At 41.0% G+C, this 21,566-nt stretch carries 11 protein-coding genes and 2 pseudogenes; 1 reads left to right on the top strand and 12 read right to left on the bottom strand.

Annotated elements, in window-relative coordinates; genetic code table 11:
* Positions 1–14: 14 nt before the first annotated feature.
* The 11 genes and pseudogenes from HMPREF9007_RS08030 to HMPREF9007_RS27805 form a co-directional block, all read right to left on the bottom strand.
* Positions 15–2,180: a hypothetical protein gene (locus HMPREF9007_RS08030; RefSeq protein ID WP_008762488.1), complete on the bottom strand. Its 2,166-nt coding sequence runs from the start codon at positions 2,178–2,180 to the stop codon at positions 15–17.
* A 56-nt stretch (positions 2,181–2,236) separates the two neighbouring features.
* Positions 2,237–3,499, bottom strand: coding sequence for a glycoside hydrolase family 76 protein (locus tag HMPREF9007_RS08035; RefSeq protein ID WP_008762487.1), 1,263 nt, complete (start codon positions 3,497–3,499; stop codon positions 2,237–2,239).
* A 220-nt stretch (positions 3,500–3,719) separates the two neighbouring features.
* On the bottom strand, positions 3,720–5,195 hold the full coding sequence (locus HMPREF9007_RS08040; RefSeq protein ID WP_008762486.1) for a DUF4972 domain-containing protein: 1,476 nt from the start codon (positions 5,193–5,195) through the stop codon (positions 3,720–3,722).
* Between the two features lie 14 nt (positions 5,196–5,209).
* Positions 5,210–6,370, bottom strand: coding sequence for a DUF4972 domain-containing protein (locus tag HMPREF9007_RS08045; RefSeq protein WP_008767172.1), 1,161 nt, complete (start codon positions 6,368–6,370; stop codon positions 5,210–5,212).
* A gap of 25 nt (positions 6,371–6,395) precedes the next feature.
* The gene (locus HMPREF9007_RS08050; RefSeq protein ID WP_008762484.1) at positions 6,396–7,685 is read right to left on the bottom strand and encodes a glycoside hydrolase family 76 protein; all 1,290 of its coding nucleotides are present in this window, start codon (positions 7,683–7,685) and stop codon (positions 6,396–6,398) included.
* A 25-nt stretch (positions 7,686–7,710) separates the two neighbouring features.
* Complete coding sequence (locus HMPREF9007_RS08055; RefSeq protein WP_008767174.1) at positions 7,711–9,639, bottom strand: RagB/SusD family nutrient uptake outer membrane protein; 1,929 nt, start codon at positions 9,637–9,639, stop codon at positions 7,711–7,713.
* Positions 9,640–9,651: 12 nt separating this feature from the next.
* A complete protein-coding gene (locus HMPREF9007_RS08060; RefSeq protein ID WP_032850592.1) occupies positions 9,652–13,083 on the bottom strand; it encodes a TonB-dependent receptor in 3,432 nt (1,143 codons plus the stop codon).
* Positions 13,084–13,243: 160 nt separating this feature from the next.
* Positions 13,244–14,446, bottom strand: coding sequence for a FecR domain-containing protein (locus tag HMPREF9007_RS08065; RefSeq protein WP_032850591.1), 1,203 nt, complete (start codon positions 14,444–14,446; stop codon positions 13,244–13,246).
* Between the two features lie 113 nt (positions 14,447–14,559).
* On the bottom strand, positions 14,560–15,132 hold the full coding sequence (locus tag HMPREF9007_RS08070; protein ID WP_008762480.1) for a sigma-70 family RNA polymerase sigma factor: 573 nt from the start codon (positions 15,130–15,132) through the stop codon (positions 14,560–14,562).
* Positions 15,133–15,387: 255 nt separating this feature from the next.
* Complete coding sequence (locus HMPREF9007_RS27810; protein WP_225651895.1) at positions 15,388–16,320, bottom strand: family 43 glycosylhydrolase; 933 nt, start codon at positions 16,318–16,320, stop codon at positions 15,388–15,390.
* A pseudogene (locus HMPREF9007_RS27805) lies at positions 16,318–17,301 on the bottom strand (glycoside hydrolase family 43 protein); the annotation flags it as partial. The pseudogene HMPREF9007_RS27805 and the gene HMPREF9007_RS27810, both read right to left, overlap by 3 nt.
* A gap of 166 nt (positions 17,302–17,467) precedes the next feature.
* Between HMPREF9007_RS27805 and HMPREF9007_RS08080 the strand changes: the two are divergent.
* A pseudogene (locus tag HMPREF9007_RS08080) lies at positions 17,468–18,579 on the top strand (glycoside hydrolase family 43 protein).
* On the opposite strand, the gene HMPREF9007_RS08085 reads toward HMPREF9007_RS08080, so the two are convergent.
* Positions 18,576–21,524, bottom strand: coding sequence for a glycosyl hydrolase 115 family protein (locus tag HMPREF9007_RS08085; protein ID WP_008762478.1), 2,949 nt, complete (start codon positions 21,522–21,524; stop codon positions 18,576–18,578). The pseudogene HMPREF9007_RS08080 and the gene HMPREF9007_RS08085 overlap by 4 nt on opposite strands.
* Positions 21,525–21,566 lie beyond the last annotated feature (42 nt).

Here is a 21,566-nt window from a genome sequence, read left to right as displayed (position 1 = left end):
TTTATTTAATCTATTTACCATTCTATTGACACATTCACACCGGCAGGATCGTTCTCGAAACTCAACAGAAGAGTTTTTGATGATTCATCCCATTCCGGTTGTTCCTCTTTTCCATTCACACGTATTTTCTCTGGTTTACGAGGCAAGAGGACCCTTGATACATTGGTTGTATTTATCGGGCTTTTGGCTACAAAAGAGTAACTTTGTTTGCTGACTTTCTCATCATAGATACGAGAAGCTCCGCAGAGCACTTTGGCTTTTATTTTACCGGATACTTTATTCAGATCATAAAGATACCCCTGTTCACCCGGTTGGATTTGTTTGGAAGTCAGTACCGGCAGGTCTTTGTCGAACAGGTCGATATATAATCCGGATAACGTCAGTGGCTCTTTGGAAACGCTTTCGTCCATGACAGCAGCAATGGTATATGGACCACGTTCTACAATGAAGCTGTTCTTGGTTTCTATCTCTTTGCCAATCTTTTTCTGATAAGCGGATGCGATCGTTTCAAAATATTTCTGATCGTTTCCGGCTTTCAAAACAAAATGTTTGGGGTCTTCACGCATCACAATCACCGTTCCTTTACCATAGCGGTAAGTTCCTTCACCCGGATTACGGGATAGATTCATCTTCTCGAACAGGTGTTCCGAAGGCGCTTTATATTCATTTCCATCTGTATTCCACCATTCCAGTACCGTTTGATAAGGGTCGATATCTTCTCCACAATAGATAAGTATTCCGCCCTTCTTCACCCAATCAGCCAAATAGTTGTGATATTCCGGTTTCATCGGTTTCATGTTTGAATAAGACATGACAAGTATGTGGAGTCCTTTGAATGTTTCTTTGAAAGGGGTATTTTCCATGTGTACCAGCTCTACCGGAATACCACGCTTCAACAGAGGCAAAGTTTGTCCGTAGAAACTGGAAAATTGCGGATCATCGTAACCGTTATGATTCGGAAAACGTTGAAACATCAGTGAGTTTGCCATCAGTACACCGATGCCCTGTGTACCTGTAATCTTTTTATCGGAAGTACGGATATCATTCAGTGTATTAACCATTGTCTGCATCTGGGTGGAATAAGAGCGGGGAATGCGTTCTTTCTGATCCGTTCCCGCTATCCGGTACAGTCCCTGATAGATACGGTCCGGCCAGGGCATTACTTCGTAGGTATCTACCATAGGATACATCAACTGTGCTGCAAAAGTGGCCTGATAATTGATTTTATAGTCCAGCCAGTCTTTCGCACGGTCTTCGATCGGGTCTGTCAGGAAATACATTTTCCGGTTCAGCGGTGCAGTCATCGACTTCATACACCCGTATTCCAGAAACGCATTCTCGAATACACGTTCTTTCTGCACGCCGTTATAGAAATTCGGTTCGCGGGCAGTCCCTGTCCATACCTGGGCAATGTAGCCGTCTACACAATCCAATGAAGCCAGGCTGGCTTCCGGACTTACAATCTGCCAGGAAGTATAATTAATCAAAGAATGCGTCGGCACATAACATTTGATATCCAGTCCTTTCGATTTTCCGTATTCTTTGGCATAAGTGAATATCTTATCCAGCGCATTATAGTACAGATGATATTTCAGTTTGTTGGAAAGGTATGTGTTTTCGGGAGATTCGTGCTGAGCTCTCCAGGGGAAATTATAATATTTCTGCCATTCGGATTTAAAAGCTTCGCTATATCCGCCACGCATCCAGAACTCCGGTTCTTCCAGATATATGGATGTTATCCCAGCGTCAATCACCCGTTTGATCTGTGTTTCCTGCATATAGCGGATAAAACTTTCGGTAGGTACGATATAAGGGATCAGATGACCATGAGCTATTTCATTTCCATTACGGTCGCGCTGTCCTTCTTTCAGATGCCCGTCTACTCCATCCCATTTCCCCAGAAAGTAGTCCTTGTAGTCTCCCCAGGCAACTCCGGTCATAAATTCCGTCAGATAACCTTTGTCTCTCCATGACTGAATGCGTTGTTCAAAAGTTACTCCGGGCTTATCCAGTGTACCATATACCATCGTGGCATCAGCACGTACGTCTGTTTCGGGTTTCCAGGGTTCAGAAGTCTGAAACGTGGTCTTTGCTTCTTTGCTTTTTCCTTTTTGCGCATAAGTAGCATGATTGCAGGCAAAAAGCAAGCCGAGAGCAATCAGTAAATGTTTATTGTTCATGATATTCAGGTGTATTTTCATTTTTATATCTGGTCGTTGCCCCGTTTCTCTTCGGATTATTTTTCTGCCGGAAACAGAAGCATCAATGCCGGTATACCGGAAGCCGAGTAGCTGTCTATCTCAGCACCGGCCGGTAATGCTTTCTCATATTCTCCGCCACATACATTACGTGTCTTATCCCTGTTTGCCCAACCGGATTCGATATTACGTTTCAGGAACGGGATATATTGTGTTTGTCCGCAGTCGTATACCAGCATAGCTATGTATTCTGCAAAAATAGCCGTATAGATACCTTGTTCGATTCCTCTTTCAAAGGGCAGCAGGTTATGCTTCGCAGACATTTCATTGACTGTATAGTCTGCTGCAAGGATTGCATTATCCAGGTAGCGTTTTTCTTTAGTCGCCTTGTAAAGCAATACGGAAGCACCGATAAAGGTAGCTTGATTATATACATGCGCTTTCCAGGCTGGATTACCATTGCCATGACGACTATCAGCTATCCGTCCCGTCTTCTTGTCCAACAGGTTTTCTACTCCCCATTCATAAATTTCTTTACCTTTAGCCAAATACTGTTCTCTTGTCTGATACTTGGGTGATTCTTCGGTTGATTCTTTTCTCTTCTTCGGAACATTATTGTACAGTGTAAGTGCTGCTACCACGGTAGGGAAATTGATACAAGCCATCTTTCCGTCCCCCGGTCTGTTCGGCTTGGGATTATGGATCGGCTGCCATTGCCAGAACATCCCTCCGTTCTCTTTGTCATATGATCCTGTATCGCCTACTTTTTTAGAACCGTACCATACACGGCTGAAGCTCTCTTCAGACAGTTTCAGATATTCATCCACACCAAACAGTTCGTATGCACGTGCCAAAGAGATCGTCCACCACATGATATCATCATAGATAAACCATCCGGTATTTTCATTATTATTATCGAAATCAAAGTGACAATATTGGGCTTTATTTCCAGCGAATATCTTTTCGCAGAGCTCTTTGTAATAGGCTCTTTTCTTTTTATCTTTCTGAGCTTTCGCCAGTTTATAGGCGTTCATTGACATATCCCAGTAAATAGGCTGGCACCAGATAGCCGCTGCGCCATGACCACGGTCTACCGCCTGTTCATAGGATGAAGTTGTCTTATAGATATATTTATCCGGGTCGAGCAGCGTATTATTAAATCCTTCGTATGCCGCCCATACATCTTCATTGGTGTAAGACCCTGTCTTCTGGTTCGTTTTTTCTGAGCTATCAGCCGCCCATACAGTAGTAGTTGATATCGCCAGCAGTAAAGCTACCGCCAAAAGAATTTTGCTTTTCATGATAGTTGATAAGTTTTAATATTTTTCCTGTTACAAAGATTGCAGAAATAGACGAAAAAGAACGAAAATCTCTATTCAATAAAGAACAAATACAGACCAAAACACCCTTTTGTTATTTGCAAACGCAGATAATGACTTAAAAAATCCCCTTGCCTTGCACTATGCAAAGCAAGGGGAAGCACCGATATAATCTAATACACTATTGAAAAATCTGTATTAATCACTGTGCGATAGTTGTACTTTCCACCCATTGATATGTTCCTTCCGGACCTTTCAGAGTAGCGACATGACGACCTGTAATATCAGTGATTGTCGTTCCGGTAGGTTGTGCTCCCAAGACTTCAAAGTCCCAGGCTGCAACCAGATTCGGATCATTCGGATCTACGTCAACCTGCCCCATAGCAGATAAGCGAAGATCATCGCGACTTCTGATACCTTTCCATATACGCATATATTTGATATAACCGGAGAAGTATTCTTCACGAGTCGTTTTATCTGTATTCAAACGGCAGAAGGCAGTCATAGGCATTTTCTCTTCAATACAACCATTGTTAATATAAGTTCTCCAAGCCTCACCTACACGAATCACCTCGCCGGATTGCGAACCATTCACAAATACACAGGATTTAGTATGTTCCTGAGGTGGATCAAATCCCGGAACACCATTATCCGCTACAGCAAAAGCAAAGTGTGTCCATTTATCTTTGGGATTGTTTACGATGGCTCTCGGCTCCCACCATTCCGGATCTTTTGGACCTTCATTCTGCCAATGTGCCATAGAACCTCTCAGCCAGTGTTCATTGCCACCATTCACTTTACGATACTGAACACGCCAGCCGCTTCGGGGAGAATTAACAAATGCAGCAAGGAAGGTACTATTGTCTTCCCCTGACTTAGAACAGAATTCTTTGATATTTATCCAAAGCTCAATCGTAAAATTCTGATTATTATCATCACCAAATTTCACAAAATCCTCGCTATATCCAAAGTCGATGTAACCACCCTTATTACCATCCACAAATAAATTCCAGACAAGATTATCTTCCGCCCATGCGGAATTTTCCACTTCTTGCAGTTTCTTATCAGCAGCCGCAATGGCATCATCATATATCTCCTGCGTCATATCTGTGATGGCACTGGTTTTGATTCTGTCTGCCAAACTCTCCAAATCTTCCGCTGCACTTTCCAGTGTAGCCTTACCTTCTACCGGATATTGTCCCTGATGATTTCCCCACAATGCTTCATTAGCTATCATTTCTCTTAACTCATCTGCTTTTGCCATCAGATCACTAATGAACTTCTGGGCTTCCGGAGAAAGGTTATAGTATTTAGAGTTTTTGAACTCATCTATTGCCTGATTTACCTTAGCTATTGTAGCCTCAAAGGTCGCCTCATCAAACATCTCACCGCCCTTTACCTTGGTAATCAACTGGTCCAGTTCCGCTATTGCATTATTCAGTATCTCCTTGCTGGCTTCCGGAAAAGTTCCCGGCGCTGTTCCAAAGGTAGAGTTTTTCAACAAATATGATAAAGAAGTCCGATTGTCCTCTAATATGCTAAGTTGCGTATCAGATATATATTCATTATCTTTATCATCCGAACAAGCTGTAAAAGTCCATGTGAGGCAAAGCGCCATCAGAAGGGAAAAGAGCATACTCTCTCCCCATTTATTAATTAATTGTTTCATGTCTTTCATTATTTCTCTCTTTATTATTCTAGAATACGTTCCCACTTATAGGTACCTATAATTTTCGCTGTATGACGACCAGTCAAGTCAATAATCTCGTTATCTGTTCCCGATGGTTTAGATGTAAAGTCCCATCCGGCTGCCAAATCCGTTTCTTTTCCGGTTACTTCTGCTGTTCCTTCATAAGACTGCTTTACATAATCTGCCCCTTTTGCCGTTTTCCAGATACGGATTTTCTTCATATATCCGGAGAATCCTTCTTCATACAAATCATCGCTCACTCTCATGTAACGACCAAATGCAGTCATCGGTTTTGAGTAATCTGAATAATGTCCTGACTGATAAACTCTCGTTGTAGGAGAAACTGTTTCTTCTTTCTTCAACTCACCATTTAAGTATAATTTTGCACGTAATGTAGAATTGCCGTCCAAACCCTCATCACTATATACTGCTACAAAATGCTGCCATTTATTCAAATCATCAGAAATCTGGAATTTCGGTTCCCAAAGATCCCTGTCACCATTGGTCGTATTCAATCCACCCCAAGTAGTACGGTAAACACCATTATCATCTTTACGCCAGTACATCATCCAGCCATTACGCCAGCTACTGTCTGACATGTATGAGCACAGGAACAGGCAATTATCCCATCTGCCGCGCTCCGTAACCTTTACCCACAACTCTACGGTAAATGATTGATGACCTTGTTCTCCAAACTTAACATATTCTTCACTACGTCCGAAATCAATATATGAATTGCCGCCTTTACCATCAACAAACAGTTCTGCAGGTGTTGTTTCAGCATCTTCCGTACGAATAGTACCCTTAAACTTATCAATTGCAGATTTTGCACTGGCAACGTAACGCTGCTTTTCCTGCTCCGACGGAACAGGATTCTGATATTTGATCAACAGAACTGAACGATTGGCATCATCGATAGCATCTGTCAGGATGGCACGACTCTCTGTAGGATATTGCCCTTTCTTTTCTCCATATTCCGAGTTCTTCTGCAAATCCTTCATCTTATTAATCAGTTCTTCCAGCTGGTCAATATAGATATCTTCGACCTCCGGTGCTGCAGTATATGACTCGTGAGTCTCTTCCGTACAAGCTATTAGCTGAAGAGTCATTATCATACAAAGCAGATAGTACCATACTTTCTTAATAGAATATTTTGTATTCATTATTCTTTTCATTTATAGGTTATACTTATTTATCGGTTGGAAACAATAACATCAGAGCAGGGATACCCGAGGCCGAATAACTTTCAACAGCATCACCTTCTACCTGTAGCTTGGTATAGTCGCCTCCGCATATATCACGCGTTTTGTCTCTGTTAGCCCAGCCGTAATTAATGTTGCGTTTCACAAAAGGTATATATTGCGTCTGATCACAATCATATACCAGCATTGCGATATATTGTGCAAAGACCGCAGTATAAATACCTTGCTCAGCACCTGTCTCAAAAGGCAAGAGGTCGAATGTTCCCGAAATCGTATTCATCGTATAATCCGCAGCCATTACTGCATTATCCAGATACTGTTTTTCACCAGTCGCTTTATAAAGCAGCACCGAAGCGCCAATATATGAAGCCTGATTGTATACATGATCTTTCCATGCAGGATTACCATTACCATGTCTGCTGTCCGCTACCTGTCCGGTAGTAACATCAACGAGGTTCTCCACTGCCCAGGCATAAATTTCTTTACCTTTAGCCAAATACTGTTCCTTCGTTTGATAGCTCGGATGGGAGTCTGTCGATTCTGTCCTTCCGGTCGGTACGTTGTTGTATAATGTCAGAGCTGCCACCACAGTCGGAAAGTTGATACAGGCCATCTTACCGTGGTCAGCTTCGTTAGGATTCGGATTCTTGATAGGTTGCCATTGCCAGAACATACCACCTCCCAGCCCTTTTTCAGGGTCTGCATAAGAACCGGTATCACCTACCTTCTCTGAGCCATACCATACACGGCCAAAGCTTTCTTCAGAAAGGCTCAGATATTCCTCAACTCCGAATAGCTCATAGGCACGTGCCAATGTAACTGTCCACCACATAATGTCATCATAAATAAACCAGCCGGTATTCTCGTTATTATCATCAAAATCAAAATTCGCATAATGAGCTTTATTGCCGGCAAACAGATCATCACAAAGCTGTTTAAATTTTTGTTCTTTCTGAGTATCACCCTCAGCCTTTGCACGCTTATAAGCATTCATTGCCATATCCCAGTAAGTCGGCTGACACCAAATTGCGGCAGCACCATTCCAACGGTCTACAGCTGCCTTGTCAGCAGTGCTACTTTTATATATAAACTTATTCTGATCTAACAGATGTTCATTAAATGCCCCATAAGCTTTCCATGTATCTGCGTTTGTATATTCAGGCACAATCTCGTAATCCGGAGTATAAGGTCTAGCTTCTTTATCATCATTACAAGACGACAAACAAAACGCACCTGAGACTAAGCATAATGCAGAAAATATATATTGTTTCATCATATATTGCGATTTATTAATCAATTAATTAAAAGCCTTCATTTTGAACCAGATTTTTATCAATATCAATTTCACTCTGCGGAATCGGGAAGAAGTATTGACGATCAAAATTACGGGAAGTGATTTCTGTACGTTTGTAGAACTCATTTCCATCATAGTTCACGTTCATACCATGCACTGGTTTGTTAAAGAACTCATTCGTCAGTCCCCAACGACGCACATCAAAATAGCGACAGTTCTCAAAGCTTAACTCAATGCGCTTCTCTTTCTGGATCAGTTTCATGATTTCACTGGTAGTGGTTGCTTTCGGCAAACTGGCAGTACCATATCCCGGAATACCTGCACGTTCACGGATCAGATTCATGTATTTCCAAATATCTGCATGACTTGGATCTACATATGCTAATGCTTCGATATAATCAAAGTAAATATTCGTCAAGCGGAGCAACACACAAACCAAGTTTTGATTACGGTCACCCGAATCCATATTCTTACGTACCAGATAGCCTGTACTGGTAAAGTCATTGTTACCCTGAGCCTTACCACAGTTTCCACTATAAGTGAAGTCAACTGTATAATCGCCTTCTGTACCTGAGAACCATTTAGAATTACTGAAAGTGATATCAGCATAGAAACGCGGTTCGCGGTTAACATACATATTGCGTGTTCCAGCCGGTGCATAAAGAGTACCATCTGCCGATTTATAGTCTGATGAAGAAGTGCCGTCCTCTTTATAGCCCGAAGCCTCATTGATAATCGGAGTGACACCATCAGCTGCATAGCCTGTAACAGGTGACATACCATTGGCCATAAAATAGGCATCAACCATCTCTTGTGTAGCTCCCAACAAGCTGCCACCTCTGTAATCATTTGTATTACCTGACTTATTGGGCATACGATCATACTGCATAGTACCTGCTGCATTATCCATACGATAAAAAATCATTTCTTTGTTATTACCCATTTCTGAGAATAACGTTCTGATAGCACGGCGATAAGACTCATAAGGATTGAATCCCTCAGCATCAGGGCCTGCTACCGATTTTCCTGATTTATCTGTATACATCAATTGGAAACGATTGCCATAATCAGCGAAGAATTTTTGACATTCAGTAACTACCTTCTGCCAGTCAGCCTTGATAGTGGCTGCATCCGGTTGACTGGGGAATAATCTCGTTCCATCCGGATTTGCCATATCGGCATAATAAGTGCACTCTCCATTAAACAACCAGCTGGCACGATAAGTCAATGCTTCAATTATAAATGCCTGGGCTATAGCCTTGTCTATACGTCCCACACCTGTTGTTTTATCTGACGAAGCATCTTCCAGCAGACCAGCATTCTGTGCTTCTTTCAATTCGGACACAATAAAATCAAAACATCTGTCTACAGTGCTACGAGACAATTGCAATTCATTACTGGGAGTATCCAAAGCATAATCGTCTTCCAAAACAGGCACAGGACCATATGTACGAACCAAATAGAAGTAATAAATAGCACGCAGAGCTTTAGCCTCAGCTTTCCATTGTGCTCTTTCCGATGCCGTAAGCGGAGCCTGATCTACATATTTGGTAAATACAGCAGATTCATGAATACCCGAATACCAGCTTTTCCAACGATACAATACCATTGTGTTTTCGGTTGCATCAATAGAGTTATTATTGATCAGTTTGGCTTTATTGCCTGATGAAGTCCATTCGGTTTCATCACTCGCTCCGGTCCATGGTCCCGGTGTACGATACAAGCTGGTTTCATGTACCTGGCGCTGATTAAACTCATCCGGCAAGAAGGTATAAACATTCGAAAGATATTTCAATGCTCCATCTCTGGTCTTAAAAATTTCTTCCAAAGATAATCGGTCATCGGGCACTTGATCAAAATAATCTGAACAGGAAGTAAGTGTTGTCACAAAAAAGAGTGATAACATACCCAATAGTATATAGTTATATTTTTTCATTGTTATTGGTTTTTAGAATGTGAAATTAACGCCTACAGAATAAGAGGTTGTATTCGGATAAGAAGCACCGTTATCTGTATTCAACTCCGGATCCCATAATTTGAATTTGCTAAGAGTAAACAAGTTTGTTCCCATCACATAGACTGCCGCATTTTTCAAACGTACTTTATTCACCCAGTCTTTCGGTAAGTTATAGGAGATCTGCATTGTTTTTAAGCGCAGGAAACTAAAATCACGAACCCACCATGTACTCGGCTGGAAATTGTTAATGTTACTGGAAGTTTCAGCTCCATAGGACAAACGCGGGTAAAAAGCATTCTGATTCGGGTTATCTTCAGTCCAGCGGTCATCAATATTGCTATACAGATTACCGGAACCGCCACCGCCGTTAAACGGTTGAATACTGCTACCGCTCATTATACGTTCTGCATCATGAGTACCCTGAAACATCATACCTAATGAAAGGTTCTTCCAACCCAGCGTGAAGCCAAAACCGTATACCATAGTAGGTACATCACCACGGCAGATATAAGTTTTATCATAAGCGTCAATCTGACCATCATTATTAAGGTCTTTATACTTGATATCACCCGCTTTTACTGTACCAAACTGAGAAGCAAACGGCTTCGGAGTAGTAGCTTTATTTGCCTGGGACAAAGACTCCCAACGTGCCATATCATCAATTTCAGCCTGTGTAAACAAACCTTCTGCGATATATCCTTTTTTTCCTAGAATATTCTGTCCATATTGATTCATCCAATCATAGCGTTGTTCCGGTAATTCACCTTCAATCCATTTATCCTTATTATAGGTAATATTACCGCGAATAGCAAGCGTCCAGTCTTTATTAAATCTTTTATTGTATTCTACTGTAGCATCGAAACCTTTATTTTCAACAATACCAATATTTCCATAAGGAGCAGATGTATTATATCCTAAGAATGACGGAATAGAGTTTTCACGTTTTAACAAGATATTTTCACGGCGCTCTTTGAAGATATCGAAGATTATTGAAAGATCATCATTAAACAGTTTCAAGTCAATACCTAAGTCTTGTTTGCGTGCTTCTTCCCAAATCAAGTCCACAGCCATATTCAATGTTTCATATCCTGAATATTTCGTCCCGTTAGGTCCCAGTTTATAACCATAGTCTCCATTTTCTTTCATCTGATTCAAATACATGAAACGACGGTCGGAAACATCACTATTACCGACTTTACCGTCCGTATAGCGGATCTTCAGGAATGATACGACCTTTGACAGCGGTTCCCAGAACTTTTCATTTGAAATCACCCAACCAACACCATACGCAGGGAAAGTACCATAACGATTTTTAGGAGAGAAGTTCTCCGCACCATTATAACCAATATTGAACTCTGCAAAATAGCGGTCTTTCCATGAATAAGTAGCACGTCCGGCAATACCCATCATACGATAAGGGATGGCATCTTCCAATGTTCCTTTGGGATAAAGAAGTTTCTGTTGCTGATTAAAGAGGAATAATCCGCTTACACGATGATCGCCAAATGCGCGGTCGTAATTTAAAGAAGCTTCCAGATATGTTTTCTTATTACCACTCGTTTCCTGCTTATAACTCAAGACATTGGTGCCCGTATAGATTCTTTGTAGAATCGGCTGTCCGTCCAAGTCATAAGGAACATTCGTATCCAAAAAATAATAAGTAGACTCTGCACGATCCTGATGAACATGTATTTCATTATATACATCGAATGCGTACATAGCTGTCAATTTCAATCCCTTAGTAAACATATCCAGGTCTTGCGTAATGCGTAAATTAGAATAAATCTGATTCTTGGTCAGATTATCATATCCACGACGTGTAGCTTGTGAATAAGGGTTGTTGAAGTTGTTATTGGTGGAACGCCCCGGAATATATGCCTCACCATTAACAAAGAACATTTTCGGATATTCTACCGGAGAAATGGACATAGCAGCATTATACAAGTCTTTGGAAGATATGGCCGGATAATTACCTTCACCCAGATAACCCTGAGCACCAATTTCCACTTTAGTTGTCGGAGTCACATCGATACTCAGATTGGTAGTAAAGTTATAGCGGCTATACTTCATCTTTGAATCAAAGGTATTGATGCTCTTATCTGTCACTGTCATACCAGTCTCATTGAAGTAGCTGACCGAAGCGTAGTATGAAACTTTCTCACTACCACCACGTACATTCACGTTAACACGACGATTGTGTCCCCAATCATTAAATATCTCATTCAGCCAGTCCACATTCGGATACAGATACTGGTCTTTACCTAAGATTGTATTCTGGATTTGTGAATCTGTAAATTTAGTTGCCAGTCCATCATTTCTTAACGCTTCATTAGCCGCCTTCATATAAGAGACACCATCTGTCAAATCCACCATTTTAGTGAAACGGGTAAATGATTCATAATAATCAGCACTAATTGTCGGTTTACCTATTTTACCCGGCTTTGTTTTGATTATGATTACACCATTCGCACCACGTACACCATAAACAGCGGTTGCTGATGCATCTTTCAAAGTAGTCAATGATTCGATATCTTCAGGATCAATATCGTTGAATGCACGTTCTACTCCGTCCACCAAAATCAAGGGAGTAGCCGTATTGGGAGTAGCAATACCACGAATCCAGATATCTGCTGCATCTTTTCCAGGCTCACCTGTACGTTGTACAGCAACTACACCAGCCAGACGACCGGCCAAGGTGGTAGTCAAACTAGCCGAAGGAGTTTTTATATCTTCCAGCTTCATACTGGATTGTGCACCGATATTACTGATTTTACGTTGTGTACCGTAACCGACAATCACAGTTTCTTCCAGTTCGTTTACCTGTTCTTCCAGTACAACATCATAGATATTTGTAGATGAGTTTATTCTTACCTCCGAAGGTTTAAATCCGATATAAGTAAACTTAAGAACAGCATTCTTCTTGCTGACACGCAATTCAAATAACCCATCCATATTGGTTATTGAACCATTGGTATCTCCATCCACAGTAACATTCACACCAATAAGTGGCTCTCCTTTGGTGTCCGTTACACGACCTGTGATTTTTCGAGCATTCTGTTGTTGCGCGGCAGAAACGGCAGCTGACTTTCCTGAGATAAAAACTTGTCTGTCAGAGATTCTATAAGTACAGGACGTACCTTCAAAGAGTTCAGTAAGGATTTCGTCTATCTTCTTGTCTTTGCTATCAATGGATACCTTACGATCCAGATTTATTGCATCATCCAAATAGAAAAAGACAAACTGGCTGGTTTTCTCTATTGTTTGAAAGACTTCTCTCAACGTCTTATTGTTCACGTTCACCGAGAGAGTTTTGAGCTGGGAATAATTATTGTTATTAGCGAAAGAATAACTTACTCCCAAAAGTAAGAAGCAAAGAAATAGCTTGAGTATTTTGCTCTTTCTTCCCTTAATTGAATTTTTCATATTAACAATGTCCAAATTTCTCATAATATTATTATTTTATAACTTAACACTTACAGGCATATGAGCCCCATCTGGATAATACAGCAGTATTATCCACTCTTTATAAAAATCGCCATAAATTCTTAAGATTTATTTTATTAATTACTATATTTTTCTGTGTCTATTTTTTCACGACCCGATAAGTTTTATACTGTCCATCATAGGCATAAGATATTGGTGCTACAAAGGTTAATCCATTAATTACTGTCTCAAAGTTGTCTTTCAAATCAATTTTTCCAGAACATTTTATCTTACTTAGCGCTGAGTCAAATTCGACATTTATTCCATAGTAAGTGGACAGACGTTTCAATACAATTCCCAAATCGGCACTATTGAAACAATAGAGACCATTTACCCATGAAATCATTTGTTCCACATCTACCTGTGAAATATTTTCCTTCCCTTCTACGGAACTGAACATCTGGTTAGGAGCTAAAATAGCTTTTGGGGTTTGTGTCGTCTCAACCTGTACACACCCTTGAGCCAGCACCACACTGCGAATAGGCTCAGATTCATAAGCTGTCACATTGAATTTAGTACCCAGCACCCTAACGTTCATATCTTTAGTACGTACATAAAAAGGACGTTCTTCATCTCTAGCTACTTCAATATAGATTTCTCCGTCAACATAGATTTCGCGTTTATCCTTTTCAAATTCTGTAGGATAAATGACTCTGGTACCTGCATTCACCCATACTTTAGAGCCATCAGAAAATGTCAGTACAGAACGCTTTCCACGTGGGATAACCAACTGATTATAAACCGCCAGTTCTTTTTTGGATATATTTTCTTCGTTAGCTTTAATTGCTACAGAATCATAGGTAATTGTAGTCTCTTTTTCTTTCAGACTTACGACTTTATCTTCTGCCAGAATCAACAATGTTTCCTCTGTAGCCGGTAATTCGGTCTTAGTCTGAACTGCAAATGTCGCAATATCAGGAGCCAAAATCGCCTGATAATTCTTTAATAAAAAGAAACTACCAACCAAAATAGCTACACTGGCTGCGGCAGTCAACCCTATCAGAAAAAAGTTTTTATGTTTAATCTTATCATTTTTAATATTTGTTGTCTGGATATCAGCCCACAAATCTCCCAGTTCCTGATTCGAAAGCAAATCACCTTCTGAAGTAGAAATCGTTTCTATATATTCTCTTGCCGCAAAATAATCATCTATATTAGAAGGAGTAGATTTCTCAAAACGATCCCAAAACTCTTGTATCTCTTCTGTTGGATATTTAACAGAAGATATAAAAAAATCATTTTGAAGGAATTCTTCAAAAGTATATCTAGAAAAATCAGTATGTTCCAGTTCTGAATTAATCATTTTCATTGTCTTTACATTAGGATAACAGTTCTACTTTGATTTTATACTCACTTTTTTCAAACTATTTTCGATATTTTTTTGATGGGCAGGAAAAAGCTGAATATTCTTCTCTCCTATTCTCGCTTGAATAGATTCCGTACACGCCCCAAAGCCCGCTGGATAGAGTTAGATACAGACTGATAATTCATGTCCGTGATTTTACTAATTTCATCAATACTCATATCCTTAATATACCGATAATAAACAATTTCACGTTGCCTGGTGGTTAAGGAGGACATCATAGCATGCACCTTCATATGAGTATTCTTCTCTTGTTCCTTATTTATATAAATAGTTTCCGGAGTAGAAAAATGCTCTTCGGACTGGTCTTCTTTCTCATCAGCTTCGTCCAATGAAAAAGAATCAGATGTTTTCTTTAACGCATTAAAGAGTGTATTTTTCAGTGCCACCATCAAATAAGCTATAATGTTATCAGTAGGGGTTAATTTGGCACGGTTGGTGTAAATCTTCACAAACACATCATGAATACAATCTTTGACCAGCTCCCTGTCCGAAGTATACAGTAAACCATATCGGAACAGCTCTTGTACAGTCTGATTATATATTTGAGAATACGCACTCGAATCTCCTTCGAGAAACCTCTTCCATAAAAGAGAATCAGAGAGAGTGTGTATATCTGAGGCCATCTATAACAAGTTTATGAGTTTACAAGGACAAAAATAAAACAATAAATCAAAAAAAAGCCCACCTTTATAGAAAAAGTTAATTGCAAAGAGAAAAGCCATCATTTCCTATAGATAAATAGTTTTCTCTTTGCAATTTCCCCAATACTTTTTCTATTCTGGATAAAGTGTCTGGATAAAATTTATTTGTTTAAACTTCAACTACATTTTATATGCTCATTTTTCATTGTAAAGAAATGAATAGCCATATGAAAAAACTTATCTGAAGTCCGGAGCAGCAGTCTCCAAGGAAGGTACAGCGCCTTTCACAAATGGCCAGCCACCTTTCCACTGTACACGATCCATCATCAATACACGACCCTCGGGATTAGCAACACTTACCGCATGATAGAACATCCAATCGTTTCCTTTCTTATCTGTCACCAGTTCTGAATTATGCCCCGGACCGACAAATGCTTTATTCTTCTGAATCAATATCTCATGATGATTATCCGACATTGAACGCCCTTTCTTGTCAACATAAGGGCCGAACAGATTTTTCGAACGCCCCACGACTGTAGTATATGTGCTCTTCAAGCCTTCACAGCAACGACCGATGGAAGCAAACAAATAATAATAGCCACCCCGTTTATGAATATACGTACCTTCATAAGCAGTACCGGCTATTTGCTCTATTGGAGCACCTTTCTTCAAAGAGAGACCATCTTCTGTCAGTTCCGTACCATATATTCCGTGGAAGCTCCCCCAAAAAAGGTATTTCTTTCCATTATCTTCAATATAAAAAGGATCAATGCAATTCTGTATATTGATTTCATTGCTCCGGAATAACTTACCCAAATCAGTAAATGGTCCTTCCGGCTTATCAGCAGTAGCAATACCAATACCACATGTCCACTCACCTCCCCAAGTGGACATAGAATAATACATTACGTATTTATCACCGATTTTATTAATATCCGGTGCCCATATTCTCCCTTTAGGTTCGAAGTTTGGACGGGTAGCATCTGTAAAAGCAGTACCTACATAATACCAGTTTACCAAGTCTCTTGATCGATGAATAGGTACATTTTTAATACTTTCAGTTGCGTATAGATAGTAATATTCATCGTCTCCTTTTATAATAGTAGGATCGGGCAAACTAAAGTTTATTACAGGATTAGCATATGTTTTAGCGCGAACAGGGGTTGCCAAAGGGCTAGCTCCTACTCCTTCAAAAGTCATACGGACAGGCTCTATTTTTCCGTCTTTATTAAAGTACATACGATCTATACAAGTTGCACGGCTGTTCGCTGCAGTTTCGCCCAACGGACGACGGTGATAAATGATATACCATTCATCTGCTCCGGGACCTTTAACTACCGAATGATGACCAGCACCGGTTGCTATATTAGTATCTTGCTGCAGAATTTTTCCGACTCTTTCAAACGGACCGAACGGTGAATCCGCAATGGCATAGGCTACACTATAATCCGGACCTCCCCAGCCACCTTCCGACCACATAAAATAATATTTTCCATTATGTTTCAGCATAAACGGCCCTTCCACATAATTTTGGGGAGTCACTTCCTTATAGATAGTACCATCCTCAAAAGGTACAATACTCAATAAATCCGGTGCCATCTTCACCATATTACAATGTCCCCAACCACCATAATACATATAATATTGTCCATCATCATCCTTAAATACAAACTGATCAATCGGCTGAGCACCATTTACAATCTTATCAATCAACGGTTTTCCCAACGCATCTTTAAAAGGTCCTGCAGGATTGTCTGCTACAGCAACTCCAATTCCGCCTAACTCATTATTATTTTGGATATCATTGGCTCCGAAGAAGAAATAATATTTATCATTAGCATGGATTACTGCCGGGGCCCACAATGCACGTCTGAGCCAGCTGATATTTTCTTTGGAAAGTACTTTCGGATGCTTGGTCCAGTTTACCAAATCTTTTGATGAGAAAGCATCCATGAATATCTGATCATCATAAGCGGCAGAATAGGTAGGATAAATCCAGTATTCATCTCCAAACACAATCCCTTCCGGATCGGCATACCAACCAGGGAAAATAGGATTACCACTCGTTTTCGGAAGCTTACTTTTGTTTTGGGCAGATATAGATACAGAACAGCAAATTACACAGAAAAGAAAAAGATGTCTAAGTTTCATATATTATTTATTTAAAAGTTCACTTCGCAAAGATGAGAAAAAACAAAGAAAAGTTTCAGAAATTACAGTTCATTTAACAACAAAAACTGACCATTCTACTTCCATTTGCATGATTTATCAATATTTTATGCTTACTTTGCATTGTCATTATCAAATGAGAAGTACCATGAGAAGCAGATTGTTTTTATTATCCATTATCTTATTAATCGGTGTCTCTTGCCAGCATAAGAAGGCTACAACAGAGAAAGAAACTGTAGCCGCAGGAAATACCTATACGAACCCGTTACTTGAACGTGGAGCAGAGCCATGGGCTATTTTTCATGAAGGCAAATATTATTATACACAGGGCTCAGAAAACAGAGTCATACTTTGGGAAACCGATGATATAACAGACCTCTCACATGCTACTCAAAAAGATGTATGGATACCCACCGACCCCAGCAACTCCTATCATCTGTGGGCACCCGAAATTCATCGTATAAATAACAAATGGTATATTTACTTTGCCGCAGACGACGGCAATATGGATAATCACCAGATTTATGTCGTCGAGAATGAAGCCGCCAACCCCATGGAAGGAACATTTGTGATGAAAGGACGCATACAGACAGATAAAGACAACAACTGGGCAATCCATGCCAGCACCTTTGAACATGATGGCCAACGCTATATGATATGGTGCGGCTGGCAAAAACGAAGGATAGACAGTGAAACCCAATGTATCTACATCGCTACTATGGAGAATCCATGGACACTGTCTTCTGACAGGATTCTCATCTCCAAACCTGAATATGAATGGGAATGCCAATGGGTAAATCCGGATGGCAGCAAAACAGCCTATCCGATACATGTAAACGAAGCACCCAATATTTTGAATCAAAGAATAAAGACAAAGCATGCATCTTCTATTCAGCCAGTGGTAGCTGGACTCCTTATTATTGTGTCGGATTACTGACTGCAGACGCAAAAGCTAACTTACTCAATCCGGCTTCCTGGAAGAAGTCTCCGGTTCCGGTACTACAACAAGACCCTGAAAACAATGTATACGGTCCCGGCGGAATATCTTTCACTCCGTCTCCGGATGGGAAAGAATGGTATATGCTATATCATGCCCGCCAGATACCGAATGACGCTCCTGGCGCATCCGATTCCCGTTCTCCCCGTTTACAGAAGATAGACTGGGACAAAGACGGAATGCCCGTGCTGGGAACCCCTCAAAAAGAAGAGGAACCAATGGCAAGGCCATCCGGTTCCCCTATTCATAAAAAACAGAACTAATTACAGATTGTACTCTGAGGGCCGAGATAAGAACGCTTCATTCCTCCCAAGTCAATGACAATCTTTTGAATAACGACGCCCGGATCACCACAGCGTATCTGCAAAGTGTGCTTACCGGGCTTCTTTACATACAAAGTAGACTTATTCACTCTGCAATTCTTCAATACGCTATCATACCAGATTTGAGAATATTCGATAGCTGAAGTAGAAGGAGTAGAAATGGAACCATCATCTATACGGACACTATACTTTGTATCCGAGTTAGTATGTTCCGGCAATTTGTAGTCCCGCTCAGCATGCAAGGGAAATGTCGGCAAAACATACGTATATACATCATAAATCCCGGCATTAAATGTATAGAAATCATATTCCACCCTGGGGACATCACCTGCACGATACATTTGCAAGGGAGCTGTCGGATTCCCCAACTGCAAAGAGCGACCCTCAAAACCAAGTCCCGGAAGGATACTCATCCGAATATCATTACTCTCAAACTTCCGGTGGAAGTCGGCTGCCGGAATAGAAATGTAACCATTCTCCTCTACATACAATCCTTGTACTTCTGTACGTGCAGGAGACTCCGGATTGAATACTGAAACCAGTACACTCTCCTTCTGACTGCCGGAAGTTACATCAATTTGTCCTTTCACCTTTTCTCCTACCGGCACTTTATCCCAGTCAACAGATATATGGATACGGTTTTCCGCAGACGTCTTACCACTTTTCTGAGAAATCAGGATCCAGTCTTCCGAAGGCGTGATACTCCAGCTTAGCTCTCCGGTCCCCTGATTATATATATCTATCCAATGACTTTTACGTGAATAAGTGCTGTAGGCGGGCAATGTATGAAAACTCATTCCTCCTTTATCCAAATTTTCGCTTTCTGCCTGAAGCCCCAGCTTAGGAAAGCCAACAGGTGTGTATTCTTCTTCCATCAATGGGATCATGAAATAGGAACTCGTACCATCATAGTTCTGTTTTAAAGACATCATGTGCTTCCATTTTCCATCCAGCAGAGAGTTGTATCCATCGGTTATGATTTCGAGACTATCATGATAGCACTTCACCTGAGCCTTAAGCCGATTGGCGGCAGCACATTGCTGACGGACATACTGACGGTAAAACTGTCCTTTGATGGTCATATGATTCATCAGTTCGGCCCCTTTCACCGGATAGTATAATAATTGATAGAAAGCCGGTTTACTCTTTTCGTCCAATGAAGCTAACAAGTCCTCCGTTTTTTTCCCAATACGGCTATACTCAGTCAAGCGTCTTTCCGCTTCATTATAGTTAGCAAAAGAGAACTCCGTATCCGTACGTTTCTCTCCGCCTCCCCAATAGTTATTCCAATATCCCCAGCCCATGTACTCCGGCTTTCTGGAAAAAGCCAAATTTATATGAGAACAAGTTATATCTTCCAATGTATCGTAGTACTCCTCACCAAACATCTTTGCCAGCCAACGTGCCGGATAAGTGGCGACATTATCCGCATTGAAGCTGTCTATATCATAAGCCATATCAAGGAAAAGAGAGATTTGTGTTTCAGCCCCTTTCAAGTCTCCGCAATTCGCCAGCCAGACACGATCGGCAGTGGTATCATACGCCTTGCGAAGTTCTTCATACATCAATGCCGGAGGGGTAGTACTATACCACAAATAGCTATGAGGAACACCCAAATAAGATATATGATAATAAACGCCTGCACGTCCGGAGCGCTTTTGCTCCTGCGGACCACTCAGACGTTTCATATAACCGAAATTATCATCCGCCCAGATAATTGTAACATCATCCGGCAATTCCAGTCCGTTCGAATAGATTTCCAGCACTTCCTTATAAGGCGTAAATGCTTGTGGAATTGTTTCAACAGGTTTGTCAATATGCCGGGCAATGATCTCTCTCTGAGCATTCAGTGCACTTTCCAGCATCTTAACCTTTTCCCGCATCGGCACATCTCCGCCACCCATAGCTGCATCATGCAGGCCTCTTAAAGCCAGCGTATATACATTTTCATACGCACAGTTTTCCTTCACACGATTACTCAATACCTCGTTGATCTTATCTTTGTTCTTGTTATAATCCCATGGTCCCATCGTCTTGCTGTCCCATTCGCTGGCAGTGTTCAGCAATAACGGTTCGCAGTGACTGGACCCCATAACAATGGCAAAGGTATCAGCTACCAGTTTATTTTCCGGTATCTTATAAAATGCGGTAGAAACGGGGTGCATGGCCGGTGCCAGATGATTAGCTTTCAGTCGCAGCAACAGTTCGCATATTTTGGCATAGGTACGAGGGCCGATATTTCCTCTTTCTTTCTCGAATGTCTTGGCAGCCCAAGGTTTCAGTCCCCAGTCTTCGTCATTTAAGAAAATCCCCCTGTACCTCACCGAAGGAGTCTTGGACAAAGTGGCGGGGGCATCGACATAAAGCGTCTTATGTTTCTTCACCGGAACATCAGCCCACCAGTACCAAGGAGACACTCCCATCATTTCCGAAAGCGAAAAAAGTCCGTACGCAGCTCCCCGCCTGTCGCTCCCCGCTACTACCAGCGCTTTGCTGACTCCGGGGAATGGACGGGAAACCGTCTGAATCAGAAATCGTTCCCATGCCCCTTCCAAAGAAGAGATATCTAGCTTGCCCTTCTCAGCTAACTGGCGGATCAGCCGATTTTTCTCAACTGTACCCACAATAATAATCTCTTTGTCGCCTTTCAGTTTGTCCGTCAACCGTAATTGTTGTCCGGTCACTGATTCGACGTCCGAAACAAAAAGCTCCGCAGTCTTACGTACCACCAAATAGTCATCAGTATCATAAACTACTACAGCTTTCGCTTTCGAAGTAACCAAGGGAAAAGCATACTTACTCTGAATAGCATTCTCTTTAATGACTACCTGCGACTGTAGGGCAGAAGTAACCGACAATACTACTAATAAAAAAAGGATTCTCATTGATAAAGTTTATTATAGTTGTTTTTCAGTTTATTTACGACT

This window comes from Bacteroides sp. 1_1_14, assembly GCF_000162515.1.
GTDB lineage: Bacteria > Bacteroidota > Bacteroidia > Bacteroidales > Bacteroidaceae > Bacteroides > Bacteroides thetaiotaomicron.
Note: the sequence above shows the minus strand (reverse complement) of the source record. Positions and strands in the feature narration are given on the sequence as shown.